An 18995-nucleotide genomic window follows, 5' to 3' on the forward strand; every position below is an offset into this window, starting at 1 on the left:
GACTATGCCTACCGTTCCGCAATATCAACGCCAGAGCCAGACGCAAACCGCGCCGGTAATGACGAGTAATCTTCGTGTCCCGGAAAATCCGCTGGTGCAGGGCATCCAGCAGGCTGCTGATACGTCGATCAATATGATGGCTGATGCAAAGCGCAAGGCTGATGTAGCGCTTAGCCAGGATGCCCTGCTGCAGTTTAATCAGTTCGTTGATGACCAGTTCAACAATCCTGACAATGGTCTGATAACGAAGCAGGGAAAGGCTGCGCTCGGGCAAAGCGATGTCGTCATGCAGAACATGCAGCAGAAAGCTCAGGACTTGCTGGGTACCGTGCCGGATGGCGAGGCCCGTCAGCAGTTATCTTTTCAATTGCAGCAGTCGATGCAGTCATTTCATAACCAGGCCCGCCGGTATGAGGTTGGCCAGTTCCAGCAATTTCAGGATCAGCAGTTCTCCGCTATTAAGCAAAATGTGGTAACCCAGTCGCAGGGGCTCTATGGTGATGATGCAGCGTTTGTTAATACGGTAAAAATGGGGTTTGATGCGATTGAGCAGTACGCCGCTGCCCATGGATGGAGCCAGGAACAGGTTGTAGCGGAAAAAGAAAAGCTGAAAGAGCAGGCGGCAGATGGAGCTCTGAGTACTGCCGCATCTCAACAGTATATTCAGTTCATGCAGCAGAATGGTGAGCCTGGAGACAATGAGGGCGCGCCACGTGTTACTGCGCATGGTAATTCGTCAGCCGCCAGAGGGCTGCGAAATAATAATCCGGGGAATATCGAAGCCGGTTCCAATTCGTGGGATGGCCAGGCGGGTAGTGATGGGCGTTTTGCGAAATTCGTGACCCCTGAGCATGGTATTCGTGCGCTGGGTAAAAACCTGCTTTCGTACCAGCGGCAGGGTTACGACACAGTTAGCGAGATCGTTAATCGTTGGGCGCCGGCCAGCGACGGCAATAACACAGAAGCGTACATTGCCGCATTATGCAAAAAGCTGAATGTCACGCCAAATGACCAGCTTAATATGAGCGACATTAATACTCTGCGTCAGCTCTGCGCTGGCATCATCCAGCACGAGAACGGGAAACAGCCATATAGCGAGGATCAACTGAACACTGGCGTTTCAGCCGCGCTTGGTCTTACTACTCTGGAATCGCCTAAGCGATATTCAGGGAATCAAGCTTTCGACGCCGCAAGCCCGCAGCAGCAGGCGGCATACTTACGCCAGTCTATGGAGTTGCGGAACCAGGCTCGTACGCAGTTCAAGGCCCAACTTGTTGATCAGGTGCAGGATGCCACCGCCGCTTATCTGAAGGGGATCCAGTTCGATAATCCGCCTTCACAGGGCGACTTCATTAACGCTTTCGGTTACCGGGAAGGGACACAGCGTTTTAACGATTTCGAAAATCTGCGCGTTGCCGGGCAGTATATCGGATCTTTCCGCACAATGCCGACGGCATCTATTCAGCAATATGTCAGTGATCTAAAGAATCAAGTTGGTAATGGAGAAGGGCTGGCAGGGCGCGCAGCAGCATTCGACCATGTTCAGGCTGCTGCTCAGAGGATAATTAGCCAGCGTCAGTCTGACCCGTTTCAATCTGCTGTCGATATTGGAGCCTATAAGCCAATCAGCAACAGCACTCCTGATGCCATTGCGTCAGAGGTGAAAAATCGCTATGCGGCGCAGGACCAGCTTAAGGCTATAGGTATCACTCCACCGCTGCTGTCCAAACAGGAATCGCAGGTTTTGACTGATGCAGTCCGCAATTCTACGGATGTAAACCAGGCGATCAGTCTGTTGCAAGGATTAGGGAGAACCTTGCCGCCGCAGGCATTGCGCAGTGTTGCATCATCGATCGCGCCAGGCAGTCCAGGAACCGCATACGCAGCGCTGCTGCTGGGCCAGCAGGATAACCAGTACGACAACCGCAGCGGCATCATCCCTTACAGCCAGTTCGTATCCTACAAGCCTACGCTGGATAAATACGATGTCGCTAAAACGGTGCTGGCTGGCGATCAGATGCTGAATCCCACCAAAGCGATGAAGGATGCGGGGATCAGCGCGGTCAGCATTCCTTCTGATGAAAAACTAAAAACCTACTTCGACAAAGAAGTCGGTAACGCCTTTGCCTACAGCGCGCAGGCGCGGCAGGTGGCGTGGGGTAATTTCCGGTCAGCATACGCGGCACTTGCCTATCAGTCTGGCGATGCATCTAAAACTAATACGGTCTCTCCCGACAGTGATATTGCAGAGAAAGCCGCGCAATATGCTACTGGTGGCGTGTACAAAGGCCTGAACGGCAGTGACGTAGTCATGCCTTTCGGTATGGATAAGACCACCTTCCGGGACCGGTACACGGCCGCAGGGCGAGAGGCTATGACTCAGGCGGGATTAAACCCTTCATCGTTGGAAAACTTTAAGGCGGTCAATGTCGGCAATAACCAGTACCGCCTCGTAAACGGTAGCGGTCGTTGGGCGACAGATCCGCGGACTAACCAGCCGGTAACTGTGAGGGTTGAATAATATGTCAGACCTTTTTTCTCTGGTCCCGGAGGGCCAGGCATGGCTGGATGATCAGGCACATGAAAAACCTTCACGGCCTGAAGACTTCGAACCTTCGGCATTTCAGGGTGGAGCGTCGGCATTTTTCCGCGGCGCCGGAGAGGGGACTTTGGGCCTGGCTCAGTCTGCCGTTGGATTCAGCAAGCGACTGATCAGTGACCCGGCATTTACCGACAATGTTGCACCTACCATCAACATGTTTCGCGTCATGTTCCCGGATGCCGACAAAGCGCTGAATGAGTCATATGACGATTTAGGTAAGCAACTGAGCAGCGCCAGGGAATACATCAAGCCCGAGGCCGGAAGTCAGGGCGTGGCCGCCCAGGTCATTCACGGGTTGGGCCAGTTTGCACCTGCGATCGGTGCTTCAGTTATTGGCGGACCGGTGGTCGGCGCGGCGGCGGCGGCAGGCAGTACCTACGAGCAGGCCTACCAGGATGCTTTGGCAAAGGGCGTTGACGAACAGACCGCACGCACCGTGGCAGCTGAACAAAGCGGATTCAATGCGGTAGGCATGGGATTGCCAGCGGCAGTAGGCGGAAGACTGGCGACAAGACTTCTCTCTGGTGTAGGCATCAACGCGGCATTCGGGGGCCTGAACCGCTTTGCAGTTGGCGAGACGCTGGAAGATAACGGCTACGCGGATATGGCAAAACAGTATCGGGTATTCGACGGCCAGGCCATTCTGATTGATTCTGTGCTAGGCGCTGCGTTCGGCGGCGCTCATCACTTCGCTGCGCGCGGTAACTCCGTTGACGCCCGGGCAGATTCTACTCCGGCGGTAGATGACGGCACGACGGCGCAGGAACCCGCGGCAACGGCTGAAATTCAGCCTCAGGAACAGCCACCTGTTTCACCGGCTCAGGAATCTGGTGTGGTTCCTGATACTGACGCCAGTGCCCCGGGTGCGACGTATGATTCACGGCTGGCAGAACTGCAGCAACTGGCCGGGCAGGTTTTATCACGCGGTGACCGTAAAGTTCTCACCGACGAGATACACCGGGCAGAGTATGAAATTGCACGGATAGGAGAACAGCGCCAGGCACTGCGTGACCAACGCGTGGGAAACAGCAGCAGCCGTCGCATTCGCAATCGGGAACTGGCAGCGCTCGAGCAGAGGGTGCAGGAAATTCAGAGCAGGATTGAACCCAGCAGGCAGGCCCTTGCAGATAGCACTCCTGGCGGACGGTTCTACGATGCGCGCTCTGATCTTTCCAGGTTGGAGCAGGGAATTATCCCGGAGAGTATGCGCGGACTGATCCCTGAATCATCAGCTAAACCCAGTGATATCGATGCGGCTCATACCCTGAATGAAGGGCTGCATTATGATATTGAGTCCGCGCCGGTTCTGCACGGCAGCGAAGCCAGTATTAACAGTCACGTTGCGGCGATGGATGAGGCCGCAAGGCAGTTGATGGCAGGGCAGCCGGTGAACGTCGGCATGCAGGCGCGCGGGCTTGATGGTGTTGTGCGTCCTGACTTGCTGGCCAATGCATCGGAGCAGCGCGCGGCGATGGAACAGGTATACCGTGAAAACGGGATCCCGCTAGCCCAGCGTGAAGCCGTCAGTGAATCGCCGGCGAGAATGACCGACAATAGCGCTTTCGCCGGAAAAGAAGACACTTCACAGGTCAGCGTGGATCCCGATACGGGAGAAACCATTTCCTCAGGTAGTTACGACCTGATGGCTGCGCGCGATCTTGCCGGCGTTGAGCCGGATATCACCGTCGCTCATCCTGACACCGGGCAGCCGGTGAAGCTTTCAGAACTGCTCGCCGATCTGGATAACCAGATCGCGACCGTTAAAAACGAATCCCGCGCCTACTCTGTGGCCGCTTCCTGCTTCCTGAGGAATCCGTGATGAAACAAGCCTGTATTGATGCCGTAGCCAACACGCTGGGGCGCCAGCCGAAAGCGGACGAAATTAAAAATATTGAAGACCGCATTAAAGACGCCGTGCGCGTCATCGCGCGCCGCAACGCAAGGGAAGGGAAGACCGGCATCCCTGATGCGGAAACTTACCGCCAGGCGGCAGAGCTTGCCGCTGCGCAGGCTGTGCATGCGGTATTCAAAAAACGTCAGCGCGTGGCGCAGAATGCCATCGCTATCGCCAAAGTTCGCGACACGCTGAATAAAGCCATACCCGAGAATGAGCAAACTCCGATCGCTCTACAGCAGTTTATTTTTTCCGGGCGCCGCGGGCGAGACAAGCAGCCGGATATTAACGTGGTCTCTGCAGAGGAGATGGCGACAGGGGCATACCAGGACTGGACGCGCCAGCTATCAGCCGAACTTACGGCAGCTGGCGATGATGTTCAGAAATTCTTCTATCAGAGTCAGGCGTTAGGTGAGCAGCGCCTGCGCAACCTTTTGCCGTTTGACCGTGAAGCGTCCAGATCTGGCCAGTTGCAGATCCTGAAGGAAATTTACGGCGAAGACACCGGGAACCCGGCAGCAAAGAAAATTGCGAAAGTATGGGGGGATGTCACCAGTCGGGCCCGGCAGGAGATGAACGATTCCGGGTTTGATATAGGTCTGCGTGATGACTGGCACCTGCCATACGTTGATGATGCCGAGCTTATCCGCGCCGCCGGCCGCGATGAGTGGCTTTCCTCTCTTCCGCTGAATGAGCGCGCTGCTGCAATAGCTGCTGGCCGCCAGCCGCCGCAGGATTTCGCGCGGCAGGCCTGGGTTGATGACGTATGGAACACTCAGGACCGATCGCAGTATGTGAATCTTGACGGCAGCCCGATGAACGATATCGAGTACCGCCAGGCGCTGGAAGCCATCTACGAAACCAAAGTGACGGAAGGGGCCAACAAGATTGACCCTGGCGCCTTTATGGGAAGCGGTGGCATAAAGAACCGCGGATCACAGAGCAGGGTGATGGCGTTCAAAGATGCGAAGTCGCATTTTTCATACATGGAACGCTACACCCAACAGCCGGTTGTCGGAGTGATGATGTCGCACCTGCAGTCCTCATCGCGGGACCTCGGCGTTGTTAAGGCGTTTGGGCCTGATGCAGCCAGTAACTTCAAACTTCTTATGGACCAGATTTATCAGAGAGCGACGTCAACCACTGGTGGCGGCCATGATATTGGGACGATGAATGATCAGCGTCAACTGGTAGAGAGGATGTTTAACTCTATGGCTGGTCTGAACGGCGTTGCATCGTCAAGTGTGTTTTCCTCTGCTGTCGGTGGCCTGCGCAACCTGATGACTTCGGCAATGCTAGGTACCAGCGTGTTCACCGCCGCCAGCGATCAGGCCATCATGCGCGCCAATGCTCAGGCGCTGGGCTTTGACCGCAACGGCATGCGTCTGTCTGCCAACACGTTGCGGAACCTCTTCAATGGCGATGCTAAGCGTGCAAATGCGGAGCTTGGCCTGCTGGTTGATGCGCATGCTGCTGTGGTGTCGAAGATGGGGGGCTTTGACCTTTCCCGTGGTATTACGGGCTGGTTCGCAGAGAAAACACTAAAATGGTCCGGTCTTATCGCAATGGACCGGGCCAACAAAGCAGCGTTTGGCCTGTTGATGTTTAAGAACATCGGCGAGCTATCCCGAAAATATAAATCCCTTGATGCGTTAACCGGAAGCGATCGCACGGTGCTGGCAAACAAAGGTTGGACGCCAGAGGACTGGGCTATTATGAGTGCTGCAGAGTTGCGCCCGCTGACGCCTGACGGGCATAAGGGGATGACGCCAGACGCGATCTATGACGTGCCCGATGAGACTGTCCGTAATATCCTGGCGGACAGGATAGAGAAGGTGCGGGTTGGCAGTGATCAGGCGCTGGCGGCGCTTGGCGATATGACCGACGCGAAGCGCAAGACACTGAAACAGGCCTTTGATGCAGAGGTTGAGCAGACCATTAGCCGCATGGTGCGAAATGCACGTGCAGAGGCCGCACAGCATCTCTTGGGTATTACACACGGTGAGATGACCAGCGCCGTTACAACGGCAACTGGACTGGATGCTTTTGCCCGTGATACTTCCGGCGATCTCCTGAAAAGCTTTATGCTCTTCAAAACTACGCCAATGGCTGGCATGCGGCAGTTTGTCACCAGGTTACAGGATCTTGAAACCATGCCTGCAGTAAAATTCTTTGCTGCATACGTTGCCGGTACCACTCTGGCAGGGATGTTCGCTAACCAGATGAATGCGCTGCTATCAGGAAATGACCCATTGGATATGACTAAACCTCAGACATGGCTGCAGGCCCTTCTCAAAGGTGGGTCGTTCGGCATTTACGGGGACTTCCTTTTTCAGGACCACACGCAGTATGGCTCCAGTATTGCTGGCATTCTCGGTGGCCCAGTACTTGGTTTTGCAGAGCAACTCTCGAAAACGGTGCTGACGAACTCGCAGAAGGCGATGGCCGGAGAAGAGACCACCTTCACGGCTGATGCATTAAAAACTGCCAGGATGATTACCCCTTTCGCTAACCTGTGGTATACAAAAGCAATAACCAATCACCTGATCCTGCAGCAACTTCAGGAGATGGCAAACCCTGGGTATAACGCCCGCGTGCGTGACCGCGCGATGCGTGAGTTTAATACAACAAGCTGGTGGGAACCAGGAGAAGAAACGCCACGGAGAGCACCAGATTTAGGAAAGGCAGTGGGTAAATGAAATCAGTTGCTAGAATAATCGGTCTAATATTGAGTTTTATAATTGTAGGCGCTTGCGGTTACTATGTTATTGAAGACTCATTCAGAAATATTATATATGGAAGTGTGGTTACTACTATCTCTACCGTTTTAATACTAATCAACACAATGATAAGTATATATTTCCTGTGGAACTATAAAGTTGAAGTTAAATAGGCCGCTTTCGCGGCCTTAATTATCACTGACCGCCGGGGCGGGAGTCAGCAGAACGGCCGCCACAGCGTGAGCCATCAGCTGCAGTATCATCAGGATGTTGGCAGTTACCAGCGAAAGCTTGTGTAGCTGAACCCAGAGACAACAGAACAAACAGCACTGCGAATGCTTTTTTCATTTTCACTTACCATGTGTAGACCACTGAACGTGGCTTCATGAGTTTAGCGCTGCGCTTAGATTTCATCCATAAAAATCAAGTACAGTTAGTTACTCAGCACTAGCCTCATCTTTTCCCTTGGCTTTACCAATATAAAAACCACCAAGTCCACCAATGATAAGCGGGACAACATACTTCATTAGCTCAATAACTATATCTTTAGCATCATTTTTTATGGCAAAACCAATGAAGATCAAAACGAAAAGAAATGCCAAAAGAAATCCGCCAACGCGGATTAGAATATTGGTTGTTTCTCTACGTCCTAGAGATACCTGGACTTTTTCCTGGGCCTCAATAGATCTGAGGCCCATTCTTTCATTGGCCTCAATTTCCTTAGATTTTGTTTCTACTTCTGCTCGCCTGACCTCAATATCAAGTCTTTGATTCTCGATAAGTTGCTCTAGTACTTCAGCCTGATGCCTTTGCACTCCATTGTTATGGTCGGCCATTTACTTACTGAGCCTCATAATGTCTGGTTTTCATTCTGACTCTGAAGTAACCAAAACCTTTACCACCAATTTTTGGTGGTTCAAATTTTACAGACTCGATCTCGTTCCTGCTCTTGTTGGCTATGCTCAGGAAGGATGCGGCATCTGCAGTCACAACATTGTCTGTCATGATACCTTCCAGCATCATGGCTTTTCTGCCTGATTTTCTGATACGCATACTGCCTCCTACACTCAACAAAAGGTTGAATTACCTTTGGGCTAAATATACTCACAGGTATTGTTGGTTGCAAGATGAGCAAAGCAATAAAAACGCGATATCAATAGATATGAATAGGTTACGCATCATGCTTTTTAAGGCGCTTCCCTGCGCCAGCAGCCTCAGCAACCCTTGGCCTTAGCCATCACGTACTGAGCATGCGTCTCTATGTCGCGCAGTACGGCGCCGATACCAACAATGTAGCTGAGCATGGCCGTGACCTCTGCGGCGGCACCGGATACATCATGCCCGTCAGCATCGAGTTCGCGGAGCAGTTTCATCACCATTGAGCTTTTCGCCAGTTCACGCAGACCCATCAGGTGAATGGATGTGATCCTGATAGCGTCGGTTAAGAGGGAAGGTGTAGTGCTTCTGCTCGACCTGCAATGCATCCATGATCGCCGGCAACATGCTGCTGGTCATCTCCTGCGCCAGCATGCTTCCTGGCTATCAATCCCTATCTGAGTTGCTGCCGCAATTGCATGGCGCAGAAATCCAGGTGTGTTTGCAGCTCCCGCATCGACAACTGTGAGCTAGTCACATAGTTAACCAGTGCCACCAGTTCCGCCGCCGCACCGCTGACATCGTGGCCGTCTCGCTCCATCTCCCTGAGTAACTCCATCAGCTGTGATTTTACAACCAGGGATCTGACCCCTTCCGGGGTGTGGATACGATCCGCAAAACCTTCGTCGACAGGATACTGGTACCGCTCTGGCATTAGGATTACTCCGATAAATACTGTATATATATACATATATCAAAAGGTAACAGGGTTTTCCAGAAGGTTTTTATTTACCTTAATGGTAATGTTTTTGCTCGTTTTGATCTGTTTTATTCATATATGGTTTGATGGGTAATAGAATGCTTCTATGCACGCGCGCCAGCGCTGACCACTGGAGCAGACTATGACAGTTTCAACGCAGGTAAGCCGTAACGAGTACACCGGGAACGGCGCCACTACCCAATACGATTTCACGTTCCGCATTCTTGATAAAAGCCACCTGCTGGTGCAGACGCTGGATACCTCCGAAAACATCGTGACGCTGACGCTCGGTACCGACTACACGGTTACTGGCGTGAACCGTTACAACGGGGGTAAGGTGGTTCTGACATCAGCGCTGCCAGCTGGCTACAAAATCTCTATCGAGCGCAGCACGCCGGTTACGCAGGAAGCCAGCATCAGGAACCAGGGGGGCTTCTTTCCTGAGATCCACGAAGATGCTTTCGATAAGCTGACTATGCTGGTGCAGCAGGCGTATGGATGGTGGTCTGGTCTATCTCTCAGGAAGCCATCATGGCTCGCGAACTATTACGATGCACTCAACAACCGCATTCGTAACCTGCGTGATCCTTCACTGGCGCAGGATGCGGCGACGAAGAAGTATGTTGATGATGGTAATGCCGGTTCTAATTCATATGCCGATTCTTTATTCCGCAGAACGCTGAGAGTTCCAGAAGATTATATTGATATCATGCCATCTGTTAATGGACGGCGTGGTAAGTTGTTGGCATTTGACAGCCTTGGTCGTCCTATTTCCATACATTCAGAAACAGATGATGGAACGCAACTTGAGATCGATATGGCTGGCCCTGGCGGGCTAAAATATATAGGGCAATGCCCTGATATTAATACATTACGACAGATTGAATTTTCTGTTACCGGTCAGCAAATATTCCTTAAGGAACACACGGCAGGGCAAAGCGCTGGTGGCGGGATTTGGTATTGCCACTCCTTAACTTCTGATAGTTCATATGTCGATGATAATGGGTGCCAGATTATCAATAATTATGGACAGGTCATCCGCCGTAAGGATATTAAGGAATTAACCTCAAGTTACTTCGGATTACGAGCCGGAGATACAATCGACCCTGTCCTCACTAACATGTACAAGGCCTCGCGTACATTCAATATTTACGAAGCAAAAATTGAAAATCCGGGATTCGACAAGGGATACGTAGTTCAAGGGGGACTACGCTTTTATTGTGGAGATAAGCCTTTTTATATTCTGTCTTATTCTATTGAAACGTTGCGGGGGCCTAATCTGTACCATACCGGGAATAACATCGCTTTCACTTTTTCCAGGTTTAAAGAAGACGGTACTTCTCAGCAAGCCTGGTCCGGCGGCGGTATTCGCGGATTTAGATTTTGGGGGGCCTCATCTTATCTTGTTCAGGGAAACTCTGGAGCCGATGCAACTCCCGTGCGAGTGTCTGATATGTGGAATGGTGAAGCGTCGGACTTGTGGATTACTGGCTATACCGGGAATACTAATGGCGGATCCGTGTCCCTGTATAACGAGTTTGCGTGGACGGAAGGTGCCAGAGTTGAAAATGTCATGGTTCGCCAGTCGCTGCGTGGGATTACATTTTTGCGTAAGCATGGAACGACAGCCACAGATTCCTTTTTCAGACCGGTTATTGATATGTCATTTAATGCTGGTGTTTCCGGTCAATCAACTCAAGAAATGGTTGTTGGTGATGGAACATTAGAAGGACAGTGTGTCGTATACGGGCACGATATTAAACTTACCCAGTGGATGAGCGCCGGGGCATGGCATGATATTGTTCGCCTAGAAGACTACAGCATTATCTCTGAAACTGGTGTAATAAAAATAGTTGCTGATGGTTACGGAATTTCCAAAACAACCGTACCGGCGACCGAGGTTGTTCACTCAATTAATGTTCGTGGGCTTAATGCGCGTTTTAGAAGCCGGGTAGAAAACTGGTCAAATCAGGCCGGTGGTTGGGGTTTGGATTTCCTTAACCTCATATTCCAGTCCAGCATGTATACTAACGCAATGACTTTTTACGAGTCTGATTTTGATGCACTACCTACTATTAATCCGGTTGGTATGAAAGTGCGTTTTAACGGTACGTTTACCGTCGACGAGCGGCTGTCCGGTAAGGTTTATACCCTTAATGGGTTAATACCTGGGATGACCCTGAAAGTTAAACTTACATCAAGAAATGGTAATGACCTAAACGATGCCGTCGTACAGGAGTGGAAGGTATTTGTACGCAGCACTAATTTACCCTGCATTGTCGTACCCATGTCCGGAAGTGCAAACATTGCAACTACCGATGGGTTGGCACTCGTAACGACTGCGGGAGCCACTGCGACGTTCCTTAAAACAGTGACACCTACTCAAGCCAGAAATTTTATTGGTCAGAACTATGGCCTGACAGTTAAGAATGCGAATGATGACAATAGTCTCTCATATGCAGTTAACTCGGGGCGTAAGATTCGTTTTGTTCTTCCTGCAAACCCAACGGCAACTACAACCACCCCTTATTCTGTAGAGATAGAGGTACTTTAAATGGCAAATGTCGATCCTGAAAAAATCACCCCAGTATTTGCGTTAAAAATTGTAAGCATAGGTGAAGTAGCTAATGGCCAGTGTACGTTAACGCTGGAGAGTGGTCAGGATTTATCTGATCCGGTGGTTGTGACAGAAGAGTATTTACAAAAATACGACCCTCAACCTGGTGGTTATTACATCATGTGCGAAGGAGGTATAGGTCTTTATTCTATATAGATTTGTATTGTTACCATTTATCCATAAACGGTTTATTGTGTATGATGATCTTACCAAACTAAGGAGGTTCATCATGCATAGTAAACGGTGGTCATCATGTCCGCATCGCTAACCGCTGATACAATAAATCAGGGGCTTAGCTACGGTGCGCTGGCGGCAGTTATCGCCGGCGTACCTCCTGAAGTGGCGTTGGGATCGCTGGCCGGTGCGGTAATTTTTGTTACCTCTGCAGTTGAGTATCCAGTCAAGCGCCGTGTTCTCCTGGCGCTACTCAGCTTTCTCTGCGGCCTTCTCTTCTACAAACCAACAGCATCAATCCTTATCGGCGTTGCCAGCATGATCCCCACCATCACACAGGACTCGTTCGAGAGGGGTATTGTCTACTCCGCCGGCGCGTTCGTTGCGGCAATTGTCGCGGTGCGGGTCGGGATATGGCTGTATCACCGCTCTGACAATCCGCGCGATTTAATCCCGGGAGGAAAAGACGATGACAGGCCATGATCTGCTGCTGATCGCTAATGCCCTCATCTGCGGCGGGATAGCGCTGCGGGGGATGTTCTTCCAGCGCAACGGATCGCGCCACCGCCGCTGGGGCGGGTGGATCGCCTATTTCCTCATCGTGGCTGCGGCCAGTATCCCGCTGCGTACCGCGTACTCATACCTGTACCACTTCCCTATGACCGCAGATCTTTCAGAGGTCGTTATCAATGCTGTGATGTTCGCCGCGGTGCTGAAGACGCGCGGCAACGTCGTGCAAATCTTCAAGATATCGAGGTCGCAACATGGACATTAACGAGTTTAAGAAAGCTGCCGGCATTAGCCTGGCGCTGGCCACACGCTGGCATCCGCACATTGTGGCTGCCATGAAAGAGTTTGGCATTGTCAAGCCGTTGGATCAGGCGATGTTTATTGCCCAGGCCGGGCATGAAAGCACTGGCTTTACCCAGCTCGTTGAGAGCTTCAATTACAGCGTGGCGGGGCTGGCTGGTTTCGTCCGCGCCGGGCGGCTGACGCAGGGTCAGGCTAATTCTCTCGGCCGCCGTCAGGGTGAGCCCTCTTTGCCACTGGAGAGGCAAAGAGCGATTGCCAACCTGGTGTACAGCAAACGCATGGGGAATAACGGGCCGACCGACGGCTGGTTTTACCGCGGGCGCGGTCTCATCCAGACCACCGGACTAAACAACTACCGCGATTGCGGGGCTGCCCTGAAGGTGGATCTGGTTAAGCAGCCGGAGCTGCTGGCGCAGGACGAGTATGCAGCGCGGAGCGCGGCCTGGTACTTCGTTAAATATGGATGCATGAAGTACACCGACGACCTGATGCGCGTCACGCAGATCATTAACGGCGGGCAGAATGGCATCGACGATCGCCGTGTGCGTTACCTGTCGGCCAAGAAGGTGCTGGCATCATGATCACGGCATTCGTGAAAGCATACTGGAAACAATTGCTTATCGTGTCGATGCTTGCTGCTCTGGTGGCCGGCGGCATTGTAGCCTGGAATATTCACGGTGAAAGACAGTACGACGCCGGGTATGCGCAGGCGAAGGCAGACCGCAAAGCAGAAGATGATAAAGCACGTCAACATGACGAACAGGAGAAAGCAACCAATGAACGAGAGGCGCAGCAGAGGATCGACCAGGCGCGCAATGATGCTCTTGATGCTGCCGCTCGCGCTGGCCGGCTGCAGCAGCAGCTCGTTGCCATCCGTGAGCAGCTCAGGCAGTATAACGCCACTGTCGGCGCTGGGTCGTCAGCCGCAGACACCGGAGTTTTGCTTGCCGACGTGCTCGAAAAATCTCTCGAACGAAACCGGCAACTGGCAGAATACGCTGACCGGGCAGTTGAAGCCGGAAGGGTCTGCGAAAGACAGTACGATGAACTAACCAGGTAGCATGGTATTTTTCATGGTACTGTTTCCCGGTGACGGTATATAAAACGGTATGCAGAATTTATCGTTTCATAAACTTGTTTTCAGTCAATTGGTTACGAGTGCTGTAAATAATTGAGTGGGAATAATCCCCGGCGTTAGCTGAATGAAACGAAACCCTCTGTGTTTACAGAGGGTTTTTTTATAGCTGCTACATTAAGGTCTCCCACCTGACGGCAAGCGCTAATCGCGCATATATTGATGCATCTGGGCCGCCGACATGTCCCACTGGCTTCCTTCAAACGGGGGCATATAGCTGCCATCATCTTCGCCAATCTCAGCGGCAGTGAGCTGATTGAGTTTATCGTTCATAGTCATTAACAGATCCCGGTATTTCTCTGGCTCCCGGGCGAGGTTATGATTTTCTTCGGGGTCGTTAACCAGATCGAAAAGTTCAACATCATTATTCTCCAGCAGCTCGGCCAGGGTAGCAGGAATATGATGCTGCTTGAGCGAAAAGTAGCGGGCAAATTTATAGTGTCCATCGTTGATCATACGGATCCCTGAGCGATGGGAAAAATCAGGATGGAGTGACGCGATCGCTTTTTTAAATTGATCGTGCGGGAGTTTTTCTCCAGCCAGCTTTCTGAATTTTGCCGTGTATTGCGCATCCATATACAGGATCATGCCGTAACAATAAAGCGAACCCGGACGCAGCGCATTTAAGCCCGCTTGCTCAGGATGCGCCAGTAATGGGCTCATATCCCGGCCTTTTCTGCCCTCCAGGACTTTCTCTCGCAGCGAGCGATCGCGTCCAGTCAGACCAATCAGGGTCGGTACTAAATCCAGATGATTGGTCAAACTGTTGCAGCGGATATTTCCCGGATACGCCGGATGGCGAATGATCATCGGCACATGGATCTGCTCTTTGTACACCGAGGAACCTTTACCATGCATCTGGTGGGAGCCACCGAGTTCCCCATGGTCGGCGGTAAAGACGATAATCGTATTTTGCGTCAGCTGCAGGTTATCCAGCTCATTGAGAATCGCCTCAAGATGCAGGTCATTGTCGCGAATACAGTTGAAATAATAATCCAGTAATTTGCGCCAGCGCCGGTCTTCATCGGGGAACTGTCCCTCCATCACCGCCCTGGCATTCTGGTACTCTTTATGGGCGGCAGGTCTGCCAGGCTCATCGAGCGACTGATGGCGGTTTGCAGGCAGCGGATAGTCTGGCCAGCTTTGCTGATAGATTTGGTTGTGCGGGGGTTGGGTTGGCAGCAGGGTGTGGTTTTCTTTATCCATTGGCCCTTTCCACTGCACCTGCTCACCATGCTCATCGGTGTCGATAAACATGACATCGTGGGGGTTAACCAGGTTTACTGCCGCGAACCAGGGCTTATTTTCATCATTCAGCGGGCGGCCGGTGTTACGTAGCCAACTAATGGTCTGCCCCGTGGTGACTGAATCAAAGAAATAGCCGCCCTTACTTTTCCCGATGACATCGCCAATGCCGTGATAATCAGAGAAACCATACTTTTCCATAATTTCATGCAGTCGCGGCGTCGGGATCTCGCCCAGGTCCATTTCTTCTACCGATTTACCAGCGACCGGCTGATCGATCTCCCGGGTAAGATGCCATTTACCTTTATACGCCGTGTAATAACCCAGTTCACTCATCATATGGCCCACGGTACGTAATTCCGGGTCCAGATCGTAATTCATCCAGGGGAAGCCAAGATTATCAAACATCCGGGTCTGCGGCATATGGAGCCCGGTGTACATGACAGAGCGCGATGGCGTACAAACGTTGGCCGTGTTCTGATGATTGGTAAAAGTGATACCCGTTTTCATCAGGCGTTCCCGGCCCGGCACCGGAAAGGGATACCGCTCGAAATAACGTTCCTGATCGCAGGTTATTAGTAAAATATTGTAGCCTTCGGGCAGTGTGTCAGGGATTTCGCCGGTGAAAGGAATATCCCATGCCGCTTTCGGGGCGGCATTATTTTGCGCGGCGTTTCCCGTCTCTGGTAACAGGCTCACGACTGCGGCAATCCCCAGACCTTTGAGGAGATGGCGGCGATTTCCATCTATTTTATTTGGTTCTTTCATCTTCAGACTCCGTTAATTGTAATATATTTTGCCGAATCTCCGGGATAAGACTCATAATGAGCGCGGGCGGCTGGCAATTTAATAAAAGCCTTCTCATGACGTTCATATAGGGCGTGATATGGCCGAAAAAGGTTAAATAGCCGCTGCACAGGTAATTCTGTGCTTCGTCGTCATGGATGGTAAAACGGTGTTTAGGGCATCCCCCATGGCAGGCAAAGCGCCAGTGGCAGCCCTGACAGCGGGCAGAGAGTTGGCCCTTTTGCTTCCCGAACTGTTGCTGAAATGGCGAGCTCGCCATCGCTGCCATAGCATCTTGCTTCAGATTACCCAGCTTATATTCCGCTGAGACAAAGTGATCGCAGCTGTAGACATCGCCGTTTTGCTCCACCAGTAAACTCTGCCCACAGACAGGCTGCATGGTGCAGAGCGTGGCGGGCTGGCCGGCCCATACGCCGAGCAGATTATCAAAGTACTGGATAAACACCCTGCCAACATCGTTTTCCAGCCAGTCGTCGAAAACACTGCACAAAAATTTGCCCCAGCCCTCAGGGGTAACTGACCAGGGAGCAGGGGAGTCAACGAGAGGAATAAACTGGAGATGGTGAAGGTTTAGCTCGCGGCTCAGGCAGCGATAGAGACTTTTCCCCTGGCTTGCAGACTGGCGGCTGACCACCACCATGGCATTCACCGGAACGTCATGCTGCTGCAGGCAGCGTATGGCCTGCACAACTTTTTCCCAGGTGGGTTTTCCGCAGCCCGTCGTACGCCAGGTGTCGTGGAGTGACGCAGGACCATCAATGGATAATCCGACCAGAAATCCATGACGACGCAAAAAACGAGCCCATTTATCGTTCAGCAAGATGCCGTTGGTTTGCAGGCTGTTGGCGATCATTTTGTTACCACGGTAACGCTGCTGGAGCTCGACCACCTTTGCAAAAAAATCCAGCCCGCATAAGGTAGGCTCACCGCCCTGCCAGCAAAACTCGACGTTTTGCGAGGGGGTCGATGAAATGGTGTTGTGAATGTATGCTTCCAGCGTGAGGTCGTCCATGGTGGCATACCCTGGACGCGGAACCTCGTTTTCCAGATAGAAACAATACCGACAGGCCAGATTGCATCGATTGCCGCCGGGTTTTGCTACGGTATTAAAATTAGCGCTCATTCTTTGCTATGCTCGAACGGTTTCGATGAGGAAGAGAGTAAGGCTAATTGTGTTACCGGAGGTGTGGCTAATGTTACCGATGGCGACTGGCCTTATTTTGTGGATCATTATGCAAGCGAAAAATACAGGCGGTATCGTTATTTTTCGCAGGTGACAGCATGCCCTGCTATTCTCTTAAAAATTTCATCATTGATTTGGTGAATGTATTTTCATTAAAAATTTATAATATGAATAATGCCTGCCATATGGCTATAAGGGCAGGCGTAAATTATCAAGGGCGTAGTGATCCACGTTTACTCTTCAGCAAGGTTGTTTTTGGCTATCGGTTGGTCAACGGCCGCTGCCGGATATTCTACATTACGTTCATCCTGCGCCTTACCCGCCTCGCGCACCATCGCCAGCGCCAGTCCGGCAACGATCAACGTTAACCCGGTGGACACCCACATTCCGCCGATAATGCCCAGCCGGTGGTTCAGCCATGCGTAGGCAAAGGGTGAAACAGCTGCCATCAGTTGCCCGGGGATCAGCAGGAGACCCGTGCGGCTGGCGTAGCTTTCTGCGCTAAACAGCGCCAGCGGCAGCGTCGCTTTGACAATCGTCACCAGCCCGTTAATCGCGCCATAGCCCAGCACAAATCCGGCTGCGCATCCGGCAAAGGTCGTGCTGCTCAATCCAAGGAGAAAACAGAGCGGCATGGCGAGCGCAGTAAAACGCGTTAGCGTAAGTGAGGTGACCCGGGGACCGGCCAGCACTTCCCCCAGCCGGGCGCCGGTCTGGCCGAATCCCCACAGCATACCGACGGCAACCGGCAGACCAAAGTGGCTGATAAACTCCGGCAGATGGGTAGAGGTACCGTTAGAGATGAAGGTGATCAGCGCAATAAAGATCGCGTAACGCGCCCCGTTACGCCGGTCGCCCTCTGCTGTCGCTGGCGAGGCTGGTGATTTCGCCGCTGAACTGAGCCGCTGGCGAGGCAGTTGATAACTCAGCCATGCGCTCAGCAGGCCAAACAGCGCATAGATCCGCAGGGCATTCTGCCAGGGCATGATGGTTAATAACGCCTCGCCCAGCGGCCAGAAGAGGGCAGAGGCCAGACCGCCAGCGAGAGTGATATGAGAGATAGTTTTCCGCGCCTGCTGACCGTACAGATTCACCACTGCGGCGAACAGCGCATCATACAGTGAGAGCCGCATGCCGATGCCGGTCAGCAGCCAGGCGCCGTACCAGCCGGCCAGCGAAGGGCGCCAGGCCATCATGGCGCAGCTGGCGGCTATCAGTAAGGTACCGCTGGTGACCACCAATCTTCCGCCAAAGCGAGCCAGCAGCCTGGCAACGAACGGGGAGACAGCGGCCATCATCAGCATCGCAAGCGTCAGGCCGAGATAGATCTGCGGCAAGGACCATCCTTTGTCGGCGGCGATAGCCCCGGCAAAGGTGCCGGGCATATAAAAAGAGATCCCCCAGTTGATGAGTTGCTGACCGCCCGCGGTGAAGGCAAGGCGTCGGGGAATAGCGTTTATTTCCATGGTTTTTCATTCCGTTAAGACAGTTGTCCTGAGCATACCCGGCAGGCTATTGTTCTGGCAGAGCGGCCACCTTATGCGCGGTATAAGAGAAACTTTTATGACAACACTGAACCTGGGAAATCTGGCGACCTTCCGGCTGGTCGTACAGCGCGGCAGCTTTTCTGCCGCCGCCGACGCGCTGGGGATCTCCCAACCTGCCGTCAGCCTGCAGGTACGTCAGCTGGAGCAGTTTTTACAGACCAGGCTGCTGGAGCGAACCGGACGTGGGATCAAGGCGACGGCGGCAGGAATGGCATTGCTGGCCCACAGCGAGCAGATCGATCGGGCGGTGAATAGCGCGGTGCAGTCGGTCAGCGCATTCAGTCAGGAGGTTAATGGATCGTTGACGCTGGGGACCGGCGCGACGGCCTGCATTCATCTTCTTCCACCGCTGCTGCAGCATCTTCCTCAGCCACCCCCCCCCCCCGCGCGGGGGGGGGGGGGG

At 52.6% G+C, this 18995-nt stretch carries 17 protein-coding genes and 1 pseudogene; 10 read left to right on the forward strand and 8 right to left on the reverse strand.

Features of this window, described 5'->3' with window-relative positions:
- Window positions 1-4: 4 nt before the first annotated feature.
- The 3 genes from HMPREF9538_RS11190 to HMPREF9538_RS11180 are packed head-to-tail and all read left to right on the forward strand — an operon-like array spanning window position 5 to window position 7195.
- The gene (locus HMPREF9538_RS11190; RefSeq protein WP_009485384.1) at window positions 5-2521 is read left to right on the forward strand and encodes a hypothetical protein; all 2517 of its coding nucleotides are present in this window, start codon (window positions 5-7) and stop codon (window positions 2519-2521) included.
- A 1-nt stretch (window position 2522) separates the two neighbouring features.
- Complete coding sequence (locus tag HMPREF9538_RS11185) at window positions 2523-4421, forward strand: hypothetical protein (RefSeq protein WP_009485385.1); 1899 nt, start codon at window positions 2523-2525, stop codon at window positions 4419-4421.
- A complete protein-coding gene (locus tag HMPREF9538_RS11180) occupies window positions 4421-7195 on the forward strand; it encodes a hypothetical protein (protein WP_009485386.1) in 2775 nt (924 codons plus the stop codon). The genes HMPREF9538_RS11185 and HMPREF9538_RS11180 overlap by 1 nt, the downstream gene beginning before the upstream one ends.
- A 216-nt stretch (window positions 7196-7411) precedes the next feature.
- On the opposite strand, the gene HMPREF9538_RS33220 is transcribed toward HMPREF9538_RS11180, so the two are convergent.
- The 5 genes and pseudogenes from HMPREF9538_RS33220 to HMPREF9538_RS11165 all read right to left on the reverse strand — a co-directional run bounded on the left by HMPREF9538_RS33220 (window position 7412) and on the right by HMPREF9538_RS11165 (window position 9062).
- On the reverse strand, window positions 7412-7564 hold the full coding sequence (locus HMPREF9538_RS33220) for a hypothetical protein (RefSeq protein ID WP_009485387.1): 153 nt from the start codon (window positions 7562-7564) through the stop codon (window positions 7412-7414).
- Window positions 7565-7653: 89 nt separating this feature from the next.
- Complete coding sequence (locus HMPREF9538_RS11175) at window positions 7654-8052, reverse strand: hypothetical protein (protein ID WP_009485388.1); 399 nt, start codon at window positions 8050-8052, stop codon at window positions 7654-7656.
- A gap of 4 nt (window positions 8053-8056) precedes the next feature.
- Entirely contained in the window at window positions 8057-8269 is a 213-nt protein-coding gene (locus tag HMPREF9538_RS11170; RefSeq protein ID WP_227520779.1) for a hypothetical protein, read from the reverse strand.
- A 161-nt stretch (window positions 8270-8430) separates the two neighbouring features.
- Window positions 8431-8746 (reverse strand): annotated as a pseudogene (locus tag HMPREF9538_RS33225) (hypothetical protein); the annotation flags it as partial.
- 19 nt (window positions 8747-8765) lie between these two features.
- Window positions 8766-9062, reverse strand: coding sequence for a hypothetical protein (locus HMPREF9538_RS11165; protein WP_009485391.1), 297 nt, complete (start codon window positions 9060-9062; stop codon window positions 8766-8768).
- A 151-nt stretch (window positions 9063-9213) separates the two neighbouring features.
- Here HMPREF9538_RS11165 and HMPREF9538_RS11160 point away from each other — a divergent pair, with 151 nt between their 5' ends.
- From HMPREF9538_RS11160 to HMPREF9538_RS11140, 6 genes are all read left to right on the forward strand, one after another.
- A complete protein-coding gene (locus tag HMPREF9538_RS11160) occupies window positions 9214-11625 on the forward strand; it encodes a phage tail fiber protein (protein WP_009485392.1) in 2412 nt (803 codons plus the stop codon).
- Window positions 11626-11844, forward strand: a complete 219-nt coding sequence (locus HMPREF9538_RS30150; protein ID WP_009485393.1) for a hypothetical protein — start codon at window positions 11626-11628, stop codon at window positions 11842-11844. It abuts the gene before it with no gap.
- A gap of 96 nt (window positions 11845-11940) precedes the next feature.
- The gene (locus HMPREF9538_RS11155; protein WP_004146394.1) at window positions 11941-12345 is read left to right on the forward strand and encodes a putative holin; all 405 of its coding nucleotides are present in this window, start codon (window positions 11941-11943) and stop codon (window positions 12343-12345) included.
- Window positions 12332-12637 carry a phage holin family protein gene (locus tag HMPREF9538_RS11150; protein WP_009485394.1) on the forward strand — a complete coding sequence of 102 codons (306 nt, stop codon included), beginning with the start codon at window positions 12332-12334 and terminating at the stop codon, window positions 12635-12637. Before HMPREF9538_RS11155 ends, HMPREF9538_RS11150 begins: the two co-directional genes overlap by 14 nt.
- Window positions 12627-13256, forward strand: a complete 630-nt coding sequence (locus tag HMPREF9538_RS11145; protein WP_009485395.1) for a glycoside hydrolase family 19 protein — start codon at window positions 12627-12629, stop codon at window positions 13254-13256. Before HMPREF9538_RS11150 ends, HMPREF9538_RS11145 begins: the two co-directional genes overlap by 11 nt.
- Window positions 13253-13735: a DUF2514 domain-containing protein gene (locus HMPREF9538_RS11140; RefSeq protein WP_009485396.1), complete on the forward strand. Its 483-nt coding sequence runs from the start codon at window positions 13253-13255 to the stop codon at window positions 13733-13735. Before HMPREF9538_RS11145 ends, HMPREF9538_RS11140 begins: the two co-directional genes overlap by 4 nt.
- Before the next feature lie 219 nt (window positions 13736-13954).
- On the opposite strand, the gene HMPREF9538_RS11135 is transcribed toward HMPREF9538_RS11140, so the two are convergent.
- From HMPREF9538_RS11135 to HMPREF9538_RS11125, 3 genes are all read right to left on the reverse strand, one after another.
- Window positions 13955-15823: a sulfatase-like hydrolase/transferase gene (locus HMPREF9538_RS11135; protein WP_009485397.1), complete on the reverse strand. Its 1869-nt coding sequence runs from the start codon at window positions 15821-15823 to the stop codon at window positions 13955-13957.
- Window positions 15807-16985 (reverse strand): anaerobic sulfatase maturase, encoded by a 1179-nt coding sequence (locus HMPREF9538_RS11130; protein ID WP_020317232.1) that lies wholly within the window; start codon window positions 16983-16985, stop codon window positions 15807-15809. The genes HMPREF9538_RS11135 and HMPREF9538_RS11130 overlap by 17 nt, the downstream gene beginning before the upstream one ends.
- A gap of 293 nt (window positions 16986-17278) precedes the next feature.
- Complete coding sequence (locus tag HMPREF9538_RS11125) at window positions 17279-18511, reverse strand: MFS transporter (RefSeq protein WP_002913847.1); 1233 nt, start codon at window positions 18509-18511, stop codon at window positions 17279-17281.
- A gap of 73 nt (window positions 18512-18584) precedes the next feature.
- Between HMPREF9538_RS11125 and HMPREF9538_RS0127880 the strand changes: the two genes are divergently transcribed.
- Window positions 18585-18995 (forward strand): LysR family transcriptional regulator (locus HMPREF9538_RS0127880; RefSeq protein ID WP_171805143.1); only part of this gene is annotated, 411 nt, incomplete at its 3' end.

This window comes from Klebsiella sp. MS 92-3 (assembly GCF_000195655.1).
Lineage (GTDB): Bacteria > Pseudomonadota > Gammaproteobacteria > Enterobacterales > Enterobacteriaceae > Klebsiella > Klebsiella pneumoniae.

Coding starts and splice junctions, on each gene's coding strand:
- HMPREF9538_RS11190 (WP_009485384.1), top strand. CDS start 5: ATGCCTACCGTTCCGCAATATCAACGCCAGAGCCAGACGCAAACCGCG.
- HMPREF9538_RS11185 (WP_009485385.1), top strand. CDS start 2,523: ATGTCAGACCTTTTTTCTCTGGTCCCGGAGGGCCAGGCATGGCTGGAT.
- HMPREF9538_RS11180 (WP_009485386.1), top strand. CDS start 4,421: ATGAAACAAGCCTGTATTGATGCCGTAGCCAACACGCTGGGGCGCCAG.
- HMPREF9538_RS33220 (WP_009485387.1), bottom strand. CDS start 7,564: ATGAAAAAAGCATTCGCAGTGCTGTTTGTTCTGTTGTCTCTGGGTTCA.
- HMPREF9538_RS11175 (WP_009485388.1), bottom strand. CDS start 8,052: ATGGCCGACCATAACAATGGAGTGCAAAGGCATCAGGCTGAAGTACTA.
- HMPREF9538_RS11170 (WP_227520779.1), bottom strand. CDS start 8,269: ATGCGTATCAGAAAATCAGGCAGAAAAGCCATGATGCTGGAAGGTATC.
- HMPREF9538_RS11165 (WP_009485391.1), bottom strand. CDS start 9,062: ATGTATATATATACAGTATTTATCGGAGTAATCCTAATGCCAGAGCGG.
- HMPREF9538_RS11160 (WP_009485392.1), top strand. CDS start 9,214: ATGACAGTTTCAACGCAGGTAAGCCGTAACGAGTACACCGGGAACGGC.
- HMPREF9538_RS30150 (WP_009485393.1), top strand. CDS start 11,626: ATGGCAAATGTCGATCCTGAAAAAATCACCCCAGTATTTGCGTTAAAA.
- HMPREF9538_RS11155 (WP_004146394.1), top strand. CDS start 11,941: ATGTCCGCATCGCTAACCGCTGATACAATAAATCAGGGGCTTAGCTAC.
- HMPREF9538_RS11150 (WP_009485394.1), top strand. CDS start 12,332: ATGACAGGCCATGATCTGCTGCTGATCGCTAATGCCCTCATCTGCGGC.
- HMPREF9538_RS11145 (WP_009485395.1), top strand. CDS start 12,627: ATGGACATTAACGAGTTTAAGAAAGCTGCCGGCATTAGCCTGGCGCTG.
- HMPREF9538_RS11140 (WP_009485396.1), top strand. CDS start 13,253: ATGATCACGGCATTCGTGAAAGCATACTGGAAACAATTGCTTATCGTG.
- HMPREF9538_RS11135 (WP_009485397.1), bottom strand. CDS start 15,823: ATGAAAGAACCAAATAAAATAGATGGAAATCGCCGCCATCTCCTCAAA.
- HMPREF9538_RS11130 (WP_020317232.1), bottom strand. CDS start 16,985: ATGAGCGCTAATTTTAATACCGTAGCAAAACCCGGCGGCAATCGATGC.
- HMPREF9538_RS11125 (WP_002913847.1), bottom strand. CDS start 18,511: ATGGAAATAAACGCTATTCCCCGACGCCTTGCCTTCACCGCGGGCGGT.